Source organism: Actinomadura sp. NAK00032, from assembly GCF_013364275.1.
Classification (GTDB): Bacteria; Actinomycetota; Actinomycetes; order Streptosporangiales; family Streptosporangiaceae; genus Spirillospora.
This window is the reverse complement of the sequence record NZ_CP054932.1, coordinates 8332188-8350240: the sequence shown is the minus strand read 5'-3', so window position 1 is coordinate 8350240 and position 18053 is coordinate 8332188. Positions and strand designations below refer to the sequence as shown.

Sequence of the window (18053 nt, the reverse complement as noted above, 5' to 3'; positions counted from 1 at the left end):
CTCGAACCGCTGGCCTGGCCTAGCCGCCGGTGTCGCGGGGCGCGGAGCGGGCCGCCTCCAGGCGGCGACGGCGGCGCAGCACCACGAACAGCACCGCGATCGCCAGCAGGGCGCCGGCCGTGCCGCCGCCGAACAGCAGCCACCGGCGGGACGAGTCGTCGGAGGCGAGCGGGCCGTCCGGCAGCACGCCGCCCGGACCGGCGTCCTGGTGGGCCTGCTTGATCTTTCCGGGCGGGACGAGCGCGCCCACCGGCTCCACCTTGCCGCGCGCGGCGAACCCCCAGTCCAGCAGCTTGGCCGCGTAGGGGGACGGCGGCTTGTCCGCGCGCATCAGCGAGATCAGGATCGTGTGCCCGCCGCGCCGCGCCTCCGCGACGAACGTCTGCCTGGCGGCGATCGTGTAGCCGTTCTTGCCGCCGAGCATGCCCTGGTAGGCCTGGCGCTCGCCCGCCAGCATGTGGTTGTGGGTGTGGATCGGGTAGCCGCCGACCTTCTTGCCCTTCTTGCGCTCCTTCTTCGTCGGCGGCGCCGGGAACTTGAAGTCGATGGCCTGCATGTACGCGCGGTAGGCGGGGTTCTTCATGCCCTCCCGCAGGATCAGCGCCAGGTCGTAGGCCGAGGTGTGCTGGGTGCGGACGTCCAGCCCGAGGTCGCGGTCGAGCCCGTTCGGCGACCCGGCGAGGGTGTCGTGGGCGTTGATCCGCCTGGCCTCGGCGTTCATGTCGGCGAGGGTCTTGTGCACCCCGCCGTCCGCCTCCGCGAGCGTGTACGCCGCGTCGTTGGCGGACATCATCAGCATCGCGTGGAACAGGTCGGAGATCTTGTACTGCATCTTGGGGGTCAGCCCGACCTTGGTGCCCTCGACGTCGCACGCCTTCTGCGAGGGGCGGACGAGCCGGTTCGCGTCCAGCTTGGGGATCAGCGCCAGCGCGGTCAGCGTCTTGATCGTGCTCGCCGGGAGGTAGCGGCCGTGCGGGTCCTTGGCGGCGAGGACCTCGCCGGTGTCGGCGTCCGCGATCAGGTAGGAGGCGGCCTTGATCTTGGGGAGCGCGGGCACGCCGGGGGCCGTGTTCGCGACGACGCCGCGCCCGGCCAGTTTCGGCCCGCCGACGGTCTCGGCCGCGGGCACCGGAGTGGCGGGCGCGGCGGTGACCGGCGGGGCGGCGGGCCCGGCCGGCGCGGCCGTGGCGGGGGCCGCGGCCAGGACGGGGGCGGCGGCGACGGAGGCCGCCGCGAGCGGGATCACGGTCACCGTCAGGGCGCGGCGCACGCCGGCCGGCCCTCGTCGCTCAGCTCGCAAGCTCCCGACGCTCCTTCGTCCCGTGGGAGCGCGGTCGCTCCCGGCGCGCAGGCGGCCAGCGCCCATGACTTCCCCCGAAGAGTAGGCGACGTATCCGGCGAAGGGGTACCCGACCGCGAACGCGGCAAGCACGGTACGGAAGCGACGGATGACGCAAACGTGATATGACGGTATGTAAGGGACGCCCGCTGCCGGTTACCGTCCGTCATGAAAGGTAGTTTTGGGCAGCCTGACTAGTTCGATCTAGTGGTGTCCCGGACAAGATCAATGACCGGAAAGTAGGACCCGTGAAGGTCCGCCCCCCGCCCGCATGAGTCAATTGATCCGCAAAGGGCATGGACATCCGGCAGGGTGGCGGGCACGGGCGCCATCATGGAGCGAACACGTGACCTGGACCGGCGTTTGTCCAGGCTTAGGGACCCGCTGGCTGAATTGCGCCACGTGCCACGCAACGACCTGCAAGGATTGTGGACGGAGGTTGGCCGTGGCCATTGACTTCAACGCATCGAACGGCGCGACGCTGGGCGTCGAGTGGGAGATCCAGCTGGTCGATGCGGAGACCAGGCACCTGCGGCAGGACGCACGCGAGGTGCTCGCCGCCCTGCCCGCGCTCAGCCTCGACGGCGACAATCCCCGGATCCGCCACGAGCTGATGGAGTCGATGGTCGAGGTCGTGACCGGCATCTGCGACACCGTGGGCGAGGCCAAGGCCGACCTCTCCGGCACCCTGACCGCGCTGCGCGGCGCCGCCGCCGAGCGGGGCATCGCGCTGGCCTGCACCGGCACCCACCCGATCAGCGACTGGCGGGACGCCGTGATGGCGCCCATGGGCCGCTACGCCCAGCTCGTCGAGGAGATGCAGTGGCTGGCCCGCCGCATCCAGACCTTCGGCGTTCACGTCCACGTCGGCGTCTCCGACGGCGCGAAGGCCATCCCGATCATCAACGCGCTCTCGTCCTACCTTCCGCACTTCCTCGCCCTGACCGCGTCCAGCCCGTTCTGGAGCGCCGGCGACACCGGCCTCGCGTCCTGCCGGGCGGTCGTGTTCGGCCAGATGCCGACCGCGGGGCCGCCCCACCTGCTAGACGACTGGGCGGCCTTCGAGGATTACATGGCCACGCTGATGCGTTCGGGAACCATAAGGAGCATCAAAGAGGTCTGGTGGGACATCCGCCCGCATCCCGACTTCGGCACCATCGAGATCAGGATGTTCGACGGCATCCCCACCATGCGCGAGGTGGGGATGGCCGCGGCACTGTGCCAGAGCCTGGTCACGCTGTTCGATCAGCAGCTCGACCGGGGCTACACGCTGCCCCGCCCGGCCGCCTGGGTGGTGCGCGACAACAAGTGGCGCGCGACGAGATACGGGCTGGACGCGATCGTGATCACCGACGACCGCGGCAGCACCGCGCCGCTGCGCGACGAACTGTACGAGCTGATCCGGGAGCTGGAGCCCGTCGCCGACCGGCTCGGCTGCGCCGAGGAGCTCAAGGTCGCGAGCGAGGTACTGGAGCACGGCGCCCCGTACGAGCGGCAGCGCGCGATCCGGGCCGCCGGCGGCACGCTGGAGAACATCGTCGACGCGGCGATCACCGAGCTCGCGGAGGACCGGTTCGTCACACTGGGGGAGGTCGTTCATGCCGGAGCCTGACAGGCCGCAGCGGACGGCCCGTCCCGCCGAGCGGGTCGGGCCGGCGAACCCCTCCGGCCGCCCCGACCAGGCCGGACCCGCGAACCCGTCCGGACCCGTGAACGCGAAGAGGCCGAAGAGCGAACAGGTAGCAGAGAACGTTCCCGAGAACGGGAGCACCACCGGGCGGGCGCCGTTCGGCACCGCCGTCGCGCAGGGGGCGCAGATGACACATCCGGGACCCGGGGTGATGCCCGGTCTTGAACCATCCACCGCCGCGGACCACGTGGACCGGGAGGCCGGCGCCGCCGGCCGCCTGACCGGGCCCGCGGCACCCGGCGACGCGGCGCCCGCACCCGCCGCGCCCGCCGACGCGACCGCCATGCCCGACGCCGCCGCCTCGCCCGCCGCCTCCGCCGACGCGGCCAGGCCCGCGCCGGTGCCCCTCGGCGGCGCCGTCCTCCAGCCGGAGCTCGACGCCTTCCTCGCCGCGCACGAGGCCGAGCTGATCGCCTTCCGCCGCGACCTGCACGCGCACCCCGAGCTGGGCTACGCCGAGCACCGCACGACCGCGAAGATCGCCGAGCGGCTGCGCGCCGCCGGCCTCGACCCGGTGATCCTGCCGAAGGGCACCGGGCTGTTCTGCGACATCGGCCCCGCCGACGGCACCACGGTCGCGCTGCGGGCCGACATCGACGCGCTCCCGCTGCAGGACGAGAAGGAGGGCGTCCCGTACCGGTCGACCGTCCCCGGCGTCGCGCACGCGTGCGGCCACGACGTCCACACCGTGATGGTGCTGGGCGCGGGCCTGTTCCTGGCGCAGCAGGCCGAGGCTGGGCTGCTGCCGGGCCGGGTCCGGCTGCTGTTCCAGCCCGCCGAGGAGACCCCCGGCGGGGCGCTGGACGTGATGGCGGCCGGCGGCATCGCGGGCGTCGACCGCGCGTTCGCGCTGCACTGCGACCCGCGCATCGAGGTCGGCCAGCTGGGGCTGCGCACCGGCCCGATCACCGCGGCCTGCGACAAGGTGTACGTCAAGGTCACCGGTCCCGGCGGGCACACCGCCCGGCCGCACCTGACCGCCGACCTGGTGTACGCGCTCGCCAAGATCGTCACCGAGCTGCCGTCCGCGCTGTCGCGGCGCGTCGACCCGCGCTCCAGCCTGTCGCTGGTGTGGGGGCGGGTGTCGGCCGGGTCCGTCGCCAACGCGATCCCGGACGACGGCATCGCCGAGGGCACCGTCCGCTGCCTGGACGACGAGGCGTGGCACCGCGCGCCGGAGATGATGAAGGCGCTGCTGCAGTCGGTCGCCGCCGCCTACGACGTGGAGGCGTCGCTGGAGTACGTCCGGGGCGTCCCGCCGACCGTGAACGAGGCGGCCAGCGTGCAGATGTTCCGCGACGCCGCCGCCCAGGTCATGGACGAGGAGGGCGTCGTGCCGACCCCGCAGAGCCTCGGCGGCGAGGACTTCGGCTGGTACCTGGAGTCGATCCCCGGCGCGCTGGCCCGGCTCGGCGTCCGCACCCCCGGCTCGCCCGGCGAGTACGACCTGCACCGCGGCGACTTCGACGTCGACGAGCGGTGCGTCGCGGTCGGCCTGCGGGTGCTGAGCGCGACCGCGCTGACCGCCCTGTGGGAGGGCGGCCGGCCCGGCGACGCCGAGCGGATCGAAGGTGCCGCCCTGGCCTGATCCCGCCGCTGACCTGTGGCGATATGCGTACGCATTGGTAACGGACCTGTTGCGAATCGGTGCAGGCGGGAGGTTTGCCCTCTTTAGCGAGGTAGCGTCCCATCGATTTCGGTGACCGCATCGGCCACCGGACCGTGGGTGGGGAACGGAAGGAGCGCTACCTTGCGCCGTGGACTGAAGACTACGCTCGTCAGCGTGACGGGTGCGGCGCTGCTGCTCAGCGCTTCCGCGTGCGGCGGCAAGAAGGCGGACACCGGTGACGGTGCCGACGATGGCGGCAAGAAGACCCTCAAGATCGGTCTGGCCTTCGACATCGGCGGCCGCGGCGACCAGTCCTTCAACGACTCGGCCGCCGCGGGCCTCGACAAGGCCAAGAAGGACCTCAACGTCCAGACCGAGGAGATCTCGGCCAAGCCGGACGAGCCGGACTCCGACAAGGAGTCCCGCCTGCGGCTGCTCGCCAACAAGGGCTACAACCCGATCATCGGTGTCGGCTTCGCCTACACCACCTCGATCGTCAAGGTCGCCAAGGACTTCCCGAACACCAAGTTCCTCGTCGTCGACGCCGACCAGTGCAAGGTCGACGGCGCGAACGTCCACGGCGCCTGCTTCGCGGAGGAGCAGGGCTCGTTCCTCGTCGGCGCGGCCGCGGCGCTGAAGTCCAAGTCCGGCACGATCGGGTTCATCGGCGGCGTCAACGTGCCGCTGATCCACAAGTTCCAGGCGGGCTACGAGGCGGGCGCGAAGGCCGCCAAGCCGAGCATCAAGATCCTGCCGGCGAAGTACCTGACCGAGCCGCCGAACTACAACGGCTTCAAGGACACCAGCCTCGGCAACGAGGCCGCCAAGGGCCAGCTCGACCAGGGCGCGGACGTCATCTACCACGCCGCGGGCGGCGCCGGCATCGGCGTCATCAAGACCGTCGGCGGGGCCGGCAAGTGGGCCATCGGCGTCGACTCCGACCAGTACAACCAGCCCGCGGTCGCCGGGGTGAAGCAGCACATCCTCACCTCGATGGTGAAGCACGTCGACCTCTCGGTGTTCGACTTCGTCGAGAGCGTCGCCAAGGGCACCTTCAAGGCGGGCACGACGACGTACGACCTCAAGAACGACGGGGTCGGCTACGCGACGTCCGGCGGCAACGTCGACGACATCAAGGCCAAGCTGGACGAGTTCAAGGCCAAGATCGTCAGCGGCGAGATCAAGGTCCCGACCGACACGTGAGCCGGCGACCGGGGAGCGCGGGGACGCCTTCCCGCGCGGTGGCGGCGTGAGGCCGCGCCATCCGGCGGCGACCGCGCACCGGGGACCGTCCAGGCGGACGGCCCCCGGTGCGGCGGCGTGTCCCCGGCCCCGTCCCGCGCCCGCGGTGCCGTCCGTCCACGTTCGAGGCAGGAGGGGCACTCGTGCCTGACCAGGTGCCGGCCGTGCGGCTGACATCGATCACCAAGCGGTTCCCCGGAGTGGTGGCCAACCGCGACATCAACCTCACCATCGAGCGCGGCGAGGTGCACGCGCTCTGCGGCGAGAACGGCGCCGGCAAGTCCACGCTGATGAAGATCCTCTACGGGATGCAGCGGCCGGACGAGGGCACCATCGAGGTCGACGGCGAGCAGGTCTCCTTCCGGACCCCGGCCGACGCGATCGGCCGCGGCATCGGCATGGTCCACCAGCACTTCAAGCTGGCCGACAACCTGACCGTGCTGGAGAACGTGGTCCTCGGCGCCGAGCCCCGCGGCAAGGGGTGGCGGCGCGGCCGGATCGACTTCGCCGCCGCCCGCGCCAAGATCAAGGAGATGGCGCGGGCCTACGGGCTGCGCGTCGACCCCGACACGCTGGTGGAGGACCTCGGCGTCGGCGAGCGGCAGCGCGTGGAGATCCTCAAGGTGCTGTACCGGGGCGCCCGCGTGCTGATCCTGGACGAGCCGACCGCGGTGCTCGTCCCGCAGGAGGTCGACGAGCTGTTCGGCAACCTGCGGGAGCTGCGCGCCGAGGGCCTCACCGTGCTGTTCATCTCGCACAAGCTGGACGAGGTGCTCGCCGTCGCCGACACCATCTCGGTGATCCGGCGCGGCACCACCGTCGCGACCCGGCTCGACCCCGCCGGGGTCACCTCCCGGCGGCTCGCCGAGCTGATGGTCGGGTCCGAGCTGCCCACCCCCGAGCTGCGCGAGTCGACCGTCACCGAGGACGTCCAGCTGGACATCGGCGGGCTGACGGTGCTGACCTCCGAGGGCCGTCCCGTGGTGGACGACGTGTCGTTGCGCATCCGGCGCGGGGAGATCGTCGGGCTGGCCGGGGTCGAGGGCAACGGGCAGACCGAGCTCATCGAAGCGATCATGGGCATCCGGCACGCCGACACCGGCACGATCGTGTACGGCGGCGACGACATCGCGCACTGGGCGACCCGGCGGCGCCGCGAGGCCGGCATCGCCTACATCCCGGAGGACCGGCACCGGCACGGGCTCATCCTGGAGGGGACGCTCTGGGAGAACCGGATGCTCGGCCACCAGACCCGCAGGCCGAACGTCCGCGGCCCCTGGACGGACCGGCGCGGCGCCCGCCGCGACACCACCCGGATCGTCCGCGAGTACGACGTCCGGACACCGGGCATCGAGGTGCCCGCCGCCGCGCTGTCGGGCGGCAACCAGCAGAAGCTCATCGTCGGCCGGGAGATGTCCGGCGACCCGCACCTGCTGATCGCCGCGCACCCGACGCGCGGCATCGACGTCGGCGCCCAGGCCGCCATCTGGGACTACCTGCGGCAGGCCCGCGCGGACGGGCTGGCCGTGCTGCTGATCAGCGCCGATCTTGAGGAACTCATCGGTATGTCCGACACCCTGCACGTGATCCTGCGGGGCCGGCTGGTCGCGGAGGTCGATCCGCGGACCGTCACCCCCGAGGAGCTCGGCTCCGCGATGACCGGCGCCGGCGGCGCCTCATGAGCGGGCCGAAGGACCCGACGCCCCCGGGCGACGGCGAACCCCCCGAGGCCCCCGAGCCCGCGAAGCCCGCGGAGCCCGCGGAGCCCGCGGAGCGCGCCGAGTCCGCCGAGGAGACGCCGAAGGACGCGCCGCCCGCCGCCCCGGAGGACGCCGGCAAGGGCGTCCCGGAGCCGGTGCCGGCGTGGAAGGCGATCCTGCGCGGGATGGGCCCGACCGGGCTCGGCCTGAAGATCGGCGCGCCGGTGCTGGCGCTGCTGATCTCGCTCGGCATCACGATGATCCTGCTGCGGGTCACCGGCGCCGACCCGATCAGCTCGATCCAGAGCATGGTCGACTACGGCACCACCGAGAACTCGATCGTCGACATCCTCAACCGCGCGACCCGGTACTACCTGTCGGCGGTCGCGGTGGCGATCGGCTTCCGGATGGCGCTGCTGAACATCGGCGTGGACGGCCAGTACCGGATCGCCGCGTTCCTCGCCGCCGCCCTCGGCGGCGCGGTCGCGCTGCCCGCGCCGCTCGGCCAGCTGCTGGTGATCGTCGCGGCGATGGTGGTCGGCGGGCTGTGGGCCGCGATCGCGGGCGTGCTGAAGGTGACCCGCGGGGTCAGCGAGGTGCTGTCCACGATCATGCTGAACGCGATCGCGACCGGCGTCATCGCCTACCTGCTGAACGACAAGCGGCTCGCCGAGGTGCGGCCGGGCAGCAACAACGTCGCGACCGCGCAGATCCCCGAGTCGGGACGGGTCGGGTCGCTGAACGGCTTCCTGTCCTCGATCGGCATCGACCTGCCCGGCGACGTGTACGGGCTGCTGCCGCTCGCGGTCCTCGTCGGGATCGTGTTCTGGGTCGTGATCAACTACACCCGGTTCGGCTTCGACCTGAGGGTGTCGGGGCTGTCGGCGTCCGCCGCGCAGGCCAGCGGCGTCAACGCCCGCCGCATGATCGTCTACACGATGATCGCGTCCGGCGTGGTGGCCGGCCTGATCGGCATGCCGGAGCTGCTCGGCGCGTCCTATGAGTACTCGCTGAACTTCCCGGCCGGGCTCGGCTTCACCGGCATCACGGTGGCGCTGCTCGGGCGCAACCATCCGGCCGGCATCGCGCTCGCCGCGCTGCTGTTCGCGTTCCTCGACCAGACCTCCGACGTGCTCCAGGAGGTCGACGTGCCGAAGGAGATCGTCGGGGTCATGCAGGGCGTGGTCGTGCTGACCGTCGTCATCGTGTACGAGCTCGTCCGGCGCTGGGAGATCCGGCTGCAGCAGCGGGCCGTCGCCGCCGAACTGGCCACCGGCCACGACCTGGCCCGCGAGGCCGCTGGGAGCGCCTCATGAGCGCCGCGACCGATGCGGTGGCCACCGTGAAGGCCGCCAAGGGCAAGATCCGGCTGCGCTGGCCGCACTACCTACTGATCATCTCCGGGCTGCTGGTGCTGCTGTCGCTGGTCCGCGTCATCGACGACGCCAACCCGGTGACCTCCAGCGGGACGGTCAGCGCCGCGCTGCGCCTCGCCGTGCCGATCTTCCTGGCCGGTCTCGGCGGGCTCTGGTCGGAGCGGTCCGGGGTGATCAACATCGGTCTTGAGGGCATGATGATCCTCGGCACCTGGACGGGCGCCTGGGCCGGCTACCAGTGGGGCCCGTGGATCGGCGTCCTCGCCGGGATCATCGGCGGCGCGCTCGGCGGGCTGCTGCACGCCATCGCGACCGTGTCGTTCGGCGTCGACCACATCGTGTCCGGTGTCGCGATCAACATCCTCGGGCTGGGCCTGACCCAGTTCCTGGCCGGGCTGATCTTCGACACCGGGGAGGCGAAGGCGCTCGGCGGCGGCCCCCGGCAGTCCCCGCCGGTCGATCCGATCATGACGCTGACGCTGCCGGTGCTGTCCGGCGGCAAGGTCGGCGGCTGGCAGAGCCCCGACTGGCTCGGCTCGCTGGAGGACCGGCACTGGTTCCTGCTGTCGGACCTCGCCGGCATCACCCGCGGGCTGACCAGCGACATGTCGCTGCTGACGCTGGTGGCGCTGCTGCTCGTCCCGCTGAGCTTCGTGATCCTGTGGCGGACCCCGTTCGGCCTGCGCATCCGCTCCTGCGGCGAGGACCCGTACGCGGCCGAGTCGCTCGGCGTGCAGGTGTACCGGATGAAGTACGCCGCCGTGATCATCTCGGGCGGGTTCTCCGGCCTCGCCGGCGCGTTCCTCGTCACCGTCGCCGCCCCGCTCTACCAGGACGGCCAGACCAACGGCCGCGGCTTCATCGGCCTCGCCGCCATGATCTTCGGCAACTGGCGGCCGGGCGGGCTCGCCGCGGGCTCGCTGCTGTTCGGCTACACCGACGCGATGAACGTGCGCGGCGGCGGGCAGGCCGTCCACGCGCTGCTGCTGTTCGTCGCGATCCTGCTGATCGCCGTCGCGGTCTGGCAGGCGCTGCGGGCGAACCGGCTGCGCGGCCGGGTGACCACCGACCTCGCCCGCCGCGAGGTCCGCAACGCCTACCTCGGCGCGGTGCTGTCGCTGGTGGCGGCGGCCGGGCTGCTCGTCTGGTTCCTGATGAGCGAGATCGTCCCCGGTGAGCTGGTCTCCTTCACCCCGCACCTGACGACGCTCCTCGTCCTGGCCCTGGCCAGCCAACGCCTCCGCATGCCCGCCGCCAACGGCGTCCGGTACCGGCGGGGCGAGGCACGGTGACCGGTGGCCGGAACGGAGCGCCAGCGGAGTGGAGGACACCGGTCACCGCCCTGCGGGGGGTTTGGGGGGTCGTCCCCCCAGAAAGGTAGGGGTATGGAGATCGACTGGCCTGGCCTGCGCACTGCCGCGCGGGAGGCGATGACGCGCGCGTACTGCCCGTACTCGGGGTTCCCGGTCGGCGCCGCCGCGCTGGTGGACGACGGCCGGATCATCACCGGGTGCAATGTCGAGAACGCCTCGTACGGGGTCGGGCTCTGCGCCGAGTGCTCGCTCGTGTCGGCGCTGCACGGCCCCGGCAAGGGGGAGCGGCCCCGCCTCGTCGCGGTGTCGGTCGTCGACAAGCACGGCGACCCGGTGATGCCGTGCGGGCGCTGCCGGCAGCTCCTCTGGGAGCACGGCGGCGCGCCGATGCTGCTGGAGACCGTCCGCGGCGTCCAGCCCATGTCGGACGTCCTCCCGGACGCCTTCGGCCCCGACGATTTGATCGAGAGAGCGTGATCCGTGGACGCCATTGACGTCATCCGCGCCAAGCGCGACGGCGGGGCGCTGACCCCCGCGCAGATCGACTGGGCGGTGGACGCCTACACGCGGGGCGCGATCGCCGAGGAGCAGATGTCGGCGCTCGCGATGGCGGTCCTGCTGAACGGCATGACCCGGGCCGAGGTGGCGCGGTGGACGGAGGCGATGATCCGCTCCGGGGAGCGGATGGACTGGTCGGCGCTGGACCGCCCGACCACCGACAAGCACTCCACCGGCGGCGTCGGCGACAAGATCACGCTGCCGCTGGCGCCGCTGGTGGCGGCGTGCGGCGCGGCCGTCCCGCAGCTGTCCGGCCGGGGCCTCGGCCACACCGGCGGCACGCTGGACAAGCTGGAGTCGATCCCCGGCTGGAAGGCGTCGCTGTCGAACGCCGAGATGCTGGACGTGCTGCGCTCGGCGGGCGCGGTGATCTGCGCTGCGGGCAGCGGCCTGGCCCCCGCCGACCGCAAGCTGTACGCGCTGCGCGACGTGACCGGCACGGTGGAGTCGATCCCGCTGATCGCGTCCTCGATCATGTCGAAGAAGATCGCGGAGGGGACGGGCGCGCTCGTCCTGGACGTCAAGGTCGGCTCCGGCGCGTTCATGAAGACGGTCGAGAACGCCCGCGAGCTGGCCGAGACGATGGTCGCGATCGGCACCGACCACGGGCTGCGCACGGTCGCGCTGCTCACCGCCATGGACCGGCCGCTCGGCAACGCGGTCGGCAACGCGGTCGAGGTCGCCGAGTCGGTGGAGGTGCTCGCGGGCGGCGGCCCGTCCGACGTGGTGGAGCTGACCCTGACCCTGGCCCGCGAGATGCTCGCCGCCGCCGGGATCGCGGGCAGGGACCCGGCGGACGCGCTGAAGGACGGCTCCGCCATGGACGTCTGGCGCCGCATGATCACCGCCCAGGGCGGCGACCCGGACGCGCCGCTGCCGTCCGCCCGCGAGACCCACACGGTCACCGCGCCGGCCGGCGGCGTCCTGACCCGCCTGGACGCCTACGGGGTGGGCGTCGCGGCGTGGCGGCTCGGCGCCGGCCGGGCCCGCAAGGAGGACCCGGTCTCCTTCGGCGCGGGCGTGATCTGCCACGCCAAGCCGGGCGACACGGTCAGTGCGGGGCAGCCGCTCCTGACCCTGCACGGCGACGACGAGGCCCGCTTCGCCCGCGCCCTGGAGTCCCTGGACGGCGCCTACGAGATCGAGGACGGCGGAGCCGCGTCCCCGCATCCGCTGATCATCGACCGGATCGCCTGACGCTGCGGCCCCGGCCGTCTCCGGGTCAGTGGAGGCCGCGCTTGCCGGGCGTCCAGAAGGGCTTGACCTTGATGGACGTCCGGGGCCAGCCGCGGTCGCGGACCAGGTGGTCGCGGACCATCTGGCAGGTCCGCGCCTCGCCGGCCACGTAGGCGGCGCCCTCGCCGTCGGGCAGGTCGAGGCGCGCCACGGCGTCCAGCAGCAGCGCGGACGACGCGGCGGGGGCGCCCTCGCGGTGCACGCGCTCCAGCCGGTGCGGGCCGGGCAGCGGCGGGTCGAGTTCGCCGGTCTCGCTCTCCAGCACGCCGCAGACGCGCGCGGACGCGTCCAGGCTCCGCAACATGGGCCCGAAGGCGGCGGACGCGGTCTCGTCGCCGACGAAGACGTGGAAGGCGGCGTCCCGTACGAAGAAGTCCCCCTGCGGCCACCAGAAGGTGACCGGGTCGCCGGGCCGGACGCCGCGCGCCCACCTGAGCCCGATGCCGTCGCCGTCGTACAGGTGCGCGCGGAGCTCCAGCGTCCGCGCGTCCCGGTCGAAGTCCCAGATCGTGTACGTGCGCAGGGTCTCGACCGGGCGCAGCAGCCCGTACACCGAGAGCGGGTCGTTGATCTGGATCCGGACGTGCTGCCCCGGCGCGTAGGGGAACGGGATCGGCGCCTCGGCGACCAGCCGGATCCGCCGCATCGTCGGCGTGACGTCGGCCGTCTCGGCGACCGTCGACTCCAGCGCGTACTTGCCGACCAGCCGGCTCAGCGGGTTACGGGCCATGATCTACTCCCTCTAAGGTTCCTTAGAGGCATTAAAGAAGCATAGAATCCCTAGACCTGTCAACGCACCGGGAGGACGCCCATGAGCCCCAGCCGCCGCGACCGGCTCCGGGAGAGCACCCTGGCCGAGATCCGGGAGGCGGCGCGCCGGCTGCTGACCGAGCGGGGCTCCGCCGCCGTGACGATCAACGCGGTCGCCCGCGAGGTGGGGATGAGCGGCCCCGCGCTGTACCACTACTTCTCCGGCCACGAGGAGCTGGTCCAGGCGGTGACCGCCGACTTCTTCGCCGAGCTGGGCGCGGCGATGCGGGCCGCCCGCGACGCCCGGGCCGGCGGGACGGTCGCCGCGCGGCTGCTGGCCACCGCCCGCGCCATGCGGGGGTGGGCGATCGCGCACCCGGCCGAGTTCGGCTGGATCTTCACCAGCCCCGTGCCGTCCGCGGTGACCCGGAGCCCGGACTCGGCCCGCAACCTCGCGGGCCGCGACTTCGAGCTCGTCTTCCAGGAGGAGATCGCGGCCCTGTGGAAGCGGAGCCCGTTCCCCGTCCCGGACGACCTGGCGCCCCCGATCCGCGAGCAGCTGCACGCCTACCGGGACAAGCTGGGCATCGAGCTGCCCGTCGAGGCCCTCTACGTGACCACGTCCTGCTGGATCAGGCTCTACGGGCTGCTGTGCATGGAGGTCCTGAACCAGATCGGCTACATCTACACCGACGTCGAGCCCATCTACGAGGAGTGCCTCCGCGACATCGCCGCGACGCTGGGCCTCACCTACGAACCGCCGAGCTGACGGCCGGGTCAGCGTGCCGGGCCCCGGTGCGGGACGCGCAGTCCGTCGATGAGCAGGTCGACCATGCGCCTGCTGTACTCGGGGCCCGCTCCGGGCACGGGCATGCACAGGTTGGCGATGGCGTACAGCAGGTCGTGGGCGCCGATGTCGTCGCGGACCGCGCCGCTCGCCGCCGCGTCGCCGAGCAGCGCGGTGAGCGCCGGGGTGAGCTTCTCCAGGAAGTAACCGGGCAGCGCCTCGTAGGCGGGGTCGCCCGAGTGGAGCGCCGGGGCCAGGCCCCGCTTGGTCCCGAGGAACAGGGTGTACTGGCGCAGCCACTCGGCGAGCGCCTCCCCGGGCTCGTGGACGGCGCCGAGTTCCCGCGCGGCGGCCGCGCAGGCGTCGATGCCGCTCTCCACCACCGCGATGACGAGGTCCGAGCGCAGCGGGAAGTGCCGGTAGAGCGTCCCGACGCCGACGCCCGCCAGATCGGCGATCTCCTTGGCGGGCGCGTCGACGCCCGAGGTGTCGAAGACCGTCCGCGCGGCCGTGACCAGGGCGTCCACGTTGCGCCGCGCGTCCGCGCGCCGGCGGCGGGGCGACGCCCCTGCCTGCTCGGTCATGTCCCCTCCAGGTCGTCGGCCGGAAGGCCGTCCGACATATCGGAATGGCTTTCCGTTTAGTTCAGGGTAGGGCATCCGCCCGCCCGGGCAATCCGATTGCCCGCCGTCGCGGGACGGCACTAGCTTTGCCGAAGTGGACCACTTCTCACGCTCGTGGACGGCGCTGCGCGCGGCGGTCGGGGAACTCTCCGGGCAGGACTGGGAGCGGTCGTCCGGCTGCGCGGGATGGCTCGTCCGGGACCTGGTGTGCCACCTGGTCATCGACGCCCAGGACGTGCTGATCACGCTGGTGACGCCCGCCGACGGCGAACCGACCGCCGACGCGGTCACCTACTGGAAGCTCGTCGACCCGCCGACCGGCGACGACCCGCTCGACGCGCTGATCCCGCGGCTCGCCGCCGCCTACGGCGACCCGGCCCTGCTGAAGTTCCACTTCGACGACGTCGGCTCCGCCGCCGGGCGCGCCGCCGAACTCGCCGACCCGGGCCTCCGCGTCGGCACCCAGGACATGGTGCTGACCGCCGGGGACTACCTGTCCGCGTACGTCATGGAGTGGACGCTGCACCACCTCGACCTGGTCGCGCACCTGCCCGCGGCCGCCGCCCCGCCCGCCGAGACCCTCGCCGCGGCACGCGCCTCGCTGGAGACGATCGCCGGGTTCCCGTTCCCGGCCTCCTTCTCCGACACGGACGCCCTCCTGATCGGCACCGGCCGCCGCCAGCCCACGGACGCCGACAAGGCCGCACTGGGCGACCTGGCCACGCGCCTCCCACTCGTCCTCGGCTGACCCAGGACGGCCCTGTCCGGGGCCCGTGGTCAGCGGAGGACGGCGAAGGGGGCTCGGTGCTCGGTGCCGTCTGGGGTTCGCCAGGGGGCGGTCACGTGGGTCTGGGCGTCGGTGGCGGTGTTGTGCGGGTGGAGGACGCGGGCCACTCCGATCGTCAGGGTGCCGCTCGGCTCGGTCGCCACCGTGATGGCCGTACCGTCGGGTCCGTTCTCGATGGCCGTGATCGCGGCCAGGGGCGAGGCGGTGCCTTCGGTGAAGTGCGCCGAGACGGACGGGTCCGGGGTGCCGCCGCTGGTCTGGTGCTGCGGCTCGGCGCGCCCCTGGAGGAGGGCGAGGAGCTGGGCGACGAGTACCGGGTCACGGGTGCCGTCGTAGACCCATCGCCGTCCCAGGACGCCGTGTTCGGACGTCCCGACGAGCCCCTCCTCGGCCCCGTCCAGCGCCGCGCCCCGGTAGCTGAGCGGCGCGTGGTAGGTGACCGGCCGGTCGCCGGAGGTGTCGGTGACCACCATGAACTCCATGCCGACCTCGCCGTCCGGGTCGTCGAGCCGGAAACCGCCCGCCTTGGCCAGTCGCGGCGCGGGCCCCGGGCCGGCGTACCAGGGCTGCGTGGGGAGCCATGCCGTGAGCAACTCCAGCTTCCCGGGCGTCATGGTCGTCTCATAGATGACTGCCATGTGATCTTTCTACCGGACCGCGCCGACGGCCCGCTATTCGGCGGTCGACTCCGGATGGTGCAGGAGAAACGGCAGTGGAACCGTGTTGAAGTGGACCATTCCATCGAAGAAGATGTACCCGGGTCGATGATCGACCGCCCGTGCGAGCGTCGCCGCCGAGCTGTCCGGGTTCCCTGCGAGTCCTGACTCAGGTCATTACCGGACCGCCGAAAATCGTTACTCGGAGTGCGTTAATCCCCGGGCTCTGTCCGCAATGACCTTCGGGCTAGGGATTTGTATCGGATGGGCGAGGAGCGCGCCCGCCTTGATTGCGGCTTACGTCCGAAATCGATGATTTCGTGATCAAAGATATCGGACAGACGCTTTACGCACCGTCTGGCATGGTTGTCAACTACCCCGCCGGGTGGTTCTGCGGTACCGCGCGTCCCGTCCGGTGATCAGGGGTTGAGCTGCGCATTCGCCGGGTTTCCGGGGCATCTGGGGTTGCCGCCGCACCGGGCGCGGGGGAGCGGGCGCCGTCCGACCGGGGCGCCGCCCCAGAGATGAGAATCTCTCTCAACCATCACAACCGAAGCTAGTTGCACATTAAACTCATCAATCCCAAAGTGATCAGCCGACGACTGCGGGCACGGCCGGAACATGGCCTGCGGGCCCGAATCGCCGTTGGCTGATTACGGTCAGCCAGAGGAGCCTTGCGTCTGGTGATCGTTCGTTTCACCATGGCGTGAGAGTTGCAGACGAGCGATTGGTGAGGAGGTTCGCCCGATCGGCCGAAACGGCGGATCGGGCACGAGCGTGGTCTTCTGATGGCCGGATTCCGGCGACTTCCCCCTGCATTGACGCGCCGACCCGTGAGAGCGGACACCATGACGAATGCTCTACTGTCCCTGTCCACGAACGACTTCATCGCCGGTATCGAGGCGATCGCCCCCCGATTCGACACCGCCACCTACCCGCAGCAGAACCTGCCGGCCGACGACTGGACGCTGCTGACCCGGGCCGGCGTGCTGCTGCCGACGCTGCCGAGACAGTTCGGCGGGCGCGACAGCCACGTCGAGATGTGCCGAGTCGTGGAAGCGCTGTCCGAGTGGAACCTTCCGCTCGGCATGTACGCCACGGTCATCACCGGGGTGGCGCTGCGGCCCATCGCGCTGTGGGCGGACGAGGACGCCAAGCGGGAGGTGCTGCCGCAGTACGCCGGCGGCGACCCCATGGTCTGCGGGTTCGCGTCCACCGAGCCGGGCTGCGGCTCCGCCATGTCCGGCATGACGACGACGTTCGAGGAGGTGCCGGGCGGCTACCGGATCCGCGGCCGCAAGCACTGGCAGGCGTTCAGCTCCAGTGCCCACTGGTGGCTCGTCAGCGCGAAGAACGACGACCGGGGCCGCGAGTACGGCTACTTCATCGTCAAGCGCAGCGAGGGCTTCCGCACCCTGAAGCCCTACGAGCCGCTCGGCCTGAAGGTGATCGACTACGGGCTCAACGAGATCGACGTGGTCGTCCCCCGGCACCGCCGCATCCGGGCGGAGGGCCGGAACCTGCGGCCCATGGTGGAGATGCTCATGGCGTCGCGCGCGATGATGGCGGCGATGGGCGCCGGCTTCCTGCGCCGCATCAGCCGGGAGGCGCGCGCGCACGCGAACGCGCGCCGGATCGGTCCGGGGCCGCAGTCGGCGATCCGCTTCGTCCGCTACCGGCTCGCGGCGATCGACACGTCCTACACCGTCTGCGCCGCGCTCAACGACTACCTGCAGACCTCGCTGGACATGAAGTCCGACATGATCGGCGCGTTCCCCGCCGTCCAGGCCATCAAGACGGTCGCCACCGAGCGGATGCTCAGCGCCGCGCACCACTACCAGCAGCTCGCCGGCGGCGAGGGGTACCGCTGCGGGTCGCCCACGAACATCTCCGCGCAGGCGTTCCTCGACGCCCGCGTCTACACCATCTTCGACGGCACCAACGACCTGCTCAGCCAGCAGCTCACCGAGTACTGCCTCGCCAGGACGGACGGCCTGCCGCTCAGCAAGTTCCTGGCCGACTGGCCGCTCACCGCGTCCGCGATCACCGCGCAGGGGCTGGACCTCGGCTTCCTCGACCGGGACCTCCGCCAGGAGCACCTGGTCCTCGCGGGCCGCGCCATCGCCTACGCGTTCGCGATCGCCCAGGTCATGCGGTGGGCGGCGAAGCCCGGCAACGACGCCGGCCGCGCCCGGGCGGCGATCGAGTTCCTCAAGGCCGACATCGCGGGCGTCGCCACGGAGTTCGGGCTGCTGTCCACGGGCGTGCTCGGCATCGAGGACGGCGCCGTCCCGCCCTCGCCGGGCGTGCTCTTCTCGCGCTCGGTGCCGCTGCCCGCCGAGGCGTGACGCGGCGTGGCCCGGTGTGCCCCGGCGTGACGCGGCGCC

15 protein-coding genes are annotated in these 18053 nt (G+C 72.0%); 11 read left to right on the top strand and 4 right to left on the bottom strand.

Going from position 1 to position 18053, the window contains the following annotated elements; translation table 11 throughout:
* Window positions 1-19: 19 nt before the first annotated feature.
* Entirely contained in the window at window positions 20-1300 is a 1281-nt protein-coding gene (locus HUT06_RS38270) for a D-alanyl-D-alanine carboxypeptidase family protein (RefSeq protein ID WP_254715609.1), read from the bottom strand.
* A gap of 484 nt (window positions 1301-1784) precedes the next feature.
* On the opposite strand from HUT06_RS38270, the gene HUT06_RS38265 reads away from it, so the two are divergent.
* From HUT06_RS38265 to HUT06_RS38230, 8 genes are all read left to right on the top strand, one after another.
* The gene (locus HUT06_RS38265) at window positions 1785-2951 is read left to right on the top strand and encodes a glutamate--cysteine ligase (RefSeq protein WP_176200176.1); all 1167 of its coding nucleotides are present in this window, start codon (window positions 1785-1787) and stop codon (window positions 2949-2951) included.
* Window positions 2952-3369: 418 nt separating this feature from the next.
* Complete coding sequence (locus tag HUT06_RS38260; protein ID WP_254715834.1) at window positions 3370-4617, top strand: amidohydrolase; 1248 nt, start codon at window positions 3370-3372, stop codon at window positions 4615-4617.
* A gap of 195 nt (window positions 4618-4812) precedes the next feature.
* Window positions 4813-5841, top strand: a complete 1029-nt coding sequence (locus HUT06_RS38255) for a BMP family protein (RefSeq protein WP_254715608.1) — start codon at window positions 4813-4815, stop codon at window positions 5839-5841.
* Between the two features lie 182 nt (window positions 5842-6023).
* Window positions 6024-7562 carry an ABC transporter ATP-binding protein gene (locus HUT06_RS38250; RefSeq protein ID WP_176200175.1) on the top strand — a complete coding sequence of 513 codons (1539 nt, stop codon included), beginning with the start codon at window positions 6024-6026 and terminating at the stop codon, window positions 7560-7562.
* The gene (locus HUT06_RS38245) at window positions 7559-8896 is read left to right on the top strand and encodes an ABC transporter permease (RefSeq protein WP_254715607.1); all 1338 of its coding nucleotides are present in this window, start codon (window positions 7559-7561) and stop codon (window positions 8894-8896) included. The genes HUT06_RS38250 and HUT06_RS38245 overlap by 4 nt, the downstream gene beginning before the upstream one ends.
* A complete protein-coding gene (locus tag HUT06_RS38240) occupies window positions 8893-10248 on the top strand; it encodes an ABC transporter permease (RefSeq protein ID WP_176200174.1) in 1356 nt (451 codons plus the stop codon). The genes HUT06_RS38245 and HUT06_RS38240 overlap by 4 nt, the downstream gene beginning before the upstream one ends.
* 93 nt (window positions 10249-10341) lie before the next feature.
* Window positions 10342-10746: a cytidine deaminase gene (locus tag HUT06_RS38235; RefSeq protein WP_176200173.1), complete on the top strand. Its 405-nt coding sequence runs from the start codon at window positions 10342-10344 to the stop codon at window positions 10744-10746.
* A 3-nt stretch (window positions 10747-10749) separates the two neighbouring features.
* Window positions 10750-12024, top strand: coding sequence for a thymidine phosphorylase (locus HUT06_RS38230; RefSeq protein WP_176200172.1), 1275 nt, complete (start codon window positions 10750-10752; stop codon window positions 12022-12024).
* Between the two features lie 25 nt (window positions 12025-12049).
* On the opposite strand, the gene HUT06_RS38225 is transcribed toward HUT06_RS38230, so the two are convergent.
* A complete protein-coding gene (locus HUT06_RS38225) occupies window positions 12050-12793 on the bottom strand; it encodes a siderophore-interacting protein (RefSeq protein WP_176200171.1) in 744 nt (247 codons plus the stop codon).
* Window positions 12794-12874: 81 nt separating this feature from the next.
* On the opposite strand from HUT06_RS38225, the gene HUT06_RS38220 reads away from it, so the two are divergent.
* Entirely contained in the window at window positions 12875-13582 is a 708-nt protein-coding gene (locus HUT06_RS38220; RefSeq protein ID WP_176200170.1) for a TetR/AcrR family transcriptional regulator, read from the top strand.
* 8 nt (window positions 13583-13590) lie between these two features.
* Here the strand turns inward: HUT06_RS38220 and HUT06_RS38215 are convergent, their stop codons facing one another.
* The gene (locus HUT06_RS38215) at window positions 13591-14184 is read right to left on the bottom strand and encodes a TetR/AcrR family transcriptional regulator (protein WP_176200169.1); all 594 of its coding nucleotides are present in this window, start codon (window positions 14182-14184) and stop codon (window positions 13591-13593) included.
* 133 nt (window positions 14185-14317) lie between these two features.
* On the opposite strand from HUT06_RS38215, the gene HUT06_RS38210 reads away from it, so the two are divergent.
* Window positions 14318-14971: a maleylpyruvate isomerase N-terminal domain-containing protein gene (locus HUT06_RS38210; RefSeq protein WP_176200168.1), complete on the top strand. Its 654-nt coding sequence runs from the start codon at window positions 14318-14320 to the stop codon at window positions 14969-14971.
* Between the two features lie 29 nt (window positions 14972-15000).
* On the opposite strand, the gene HUT06_RS38205 is transcribed toward HUT06_RS38210, so the two are convergent.
* A complete protein-coding gene (locus tag HUT06_RS38205) occupies window positions 15001-15648 on the bottom strand; it encodes a 1,4-alpha-glucan branching protein (RefSeq protein ID WP_176200167.1) in 648 nt (215 codons plus the stop codon).
* Window positions 15649-16514: 866 nt separating this feature from the next.
* On the opposite strand from HUT06_RS38205, the gene HUT06_RS38200 reads away from it, so the two are divergent.
* Window positions 16515-18014 (top strand): acyl-CoA dehydrogenase family protein, encoded by a 1500-nt coding sequence (locus HUT06_RS38200; protein ID WP_176200166.1) that lies wholly within the window; start codon window positions 16515-16517, stop codon window positions 18012-18014.
* Window positions 18015-18053: the final 39 nt, after the last annotated feature.

Bases quoted from the DNA above. Each gene is read 5' to 3' on its own strand.
- HUT06_RS38245 (WP_254715607.1), top strand. From the start codon at position 7,559: ATGAGCGGGCCGAAGGACCCGACGCCCCCGGGCGACGGCGAACCCCCC.
- HUT06_RS38240 (WP_176200174.1), top strand. From the start codon at position 8,893: ATGAGCGCCGCGACCGATGCGGTGGCCACCGTGAAGGCCGCCAAGGGC.
- HUT06_RS38235 (WP_176200173.1), top strand. From the start codon at position 10,342: ATGGAGATCGACTGGCCTGGCCTGCGCACTGCCGCGCGGGAGGCGATG.
- HUT06_RS38225 (WP_176200171.1), bottom strand. From the start codon at position 12,793: ATGGCCCGTAACCCGCTGAGCCGGCTGGTCGGCAAGTACGCGCTGGAG.
- HUT06_RS38220 (WP_176200170.1), top strand. From the start codon at position 12,875: ATGAGCCCCAGCCGCCGCGACCGGCTCCGGGAGAGCACCCTGGCCGAG.
- HUT06_RS38215 (WP_176200169.1), bottom strand. From the start codon at position 14,184: ATGACCGAGCAGGCAGGGGCGTCGCCCCGCCGCCGGCGCGCGGACGCG.
- HUT06_RS38205 (WP_176200167.1), bottom strand. From the start codon at position 15,648: ATGGCAGTCATCTATGAGACGACCATGACGCCCGGGAAGCTGGAGTTG.
- HUT06_RS38200 (WP_176200166.1), top strand. From the start codon at position 16,515: ATGACGAATGCTCTACTGTCCCTGTCCACGAACGACTTCATCGCCGGT.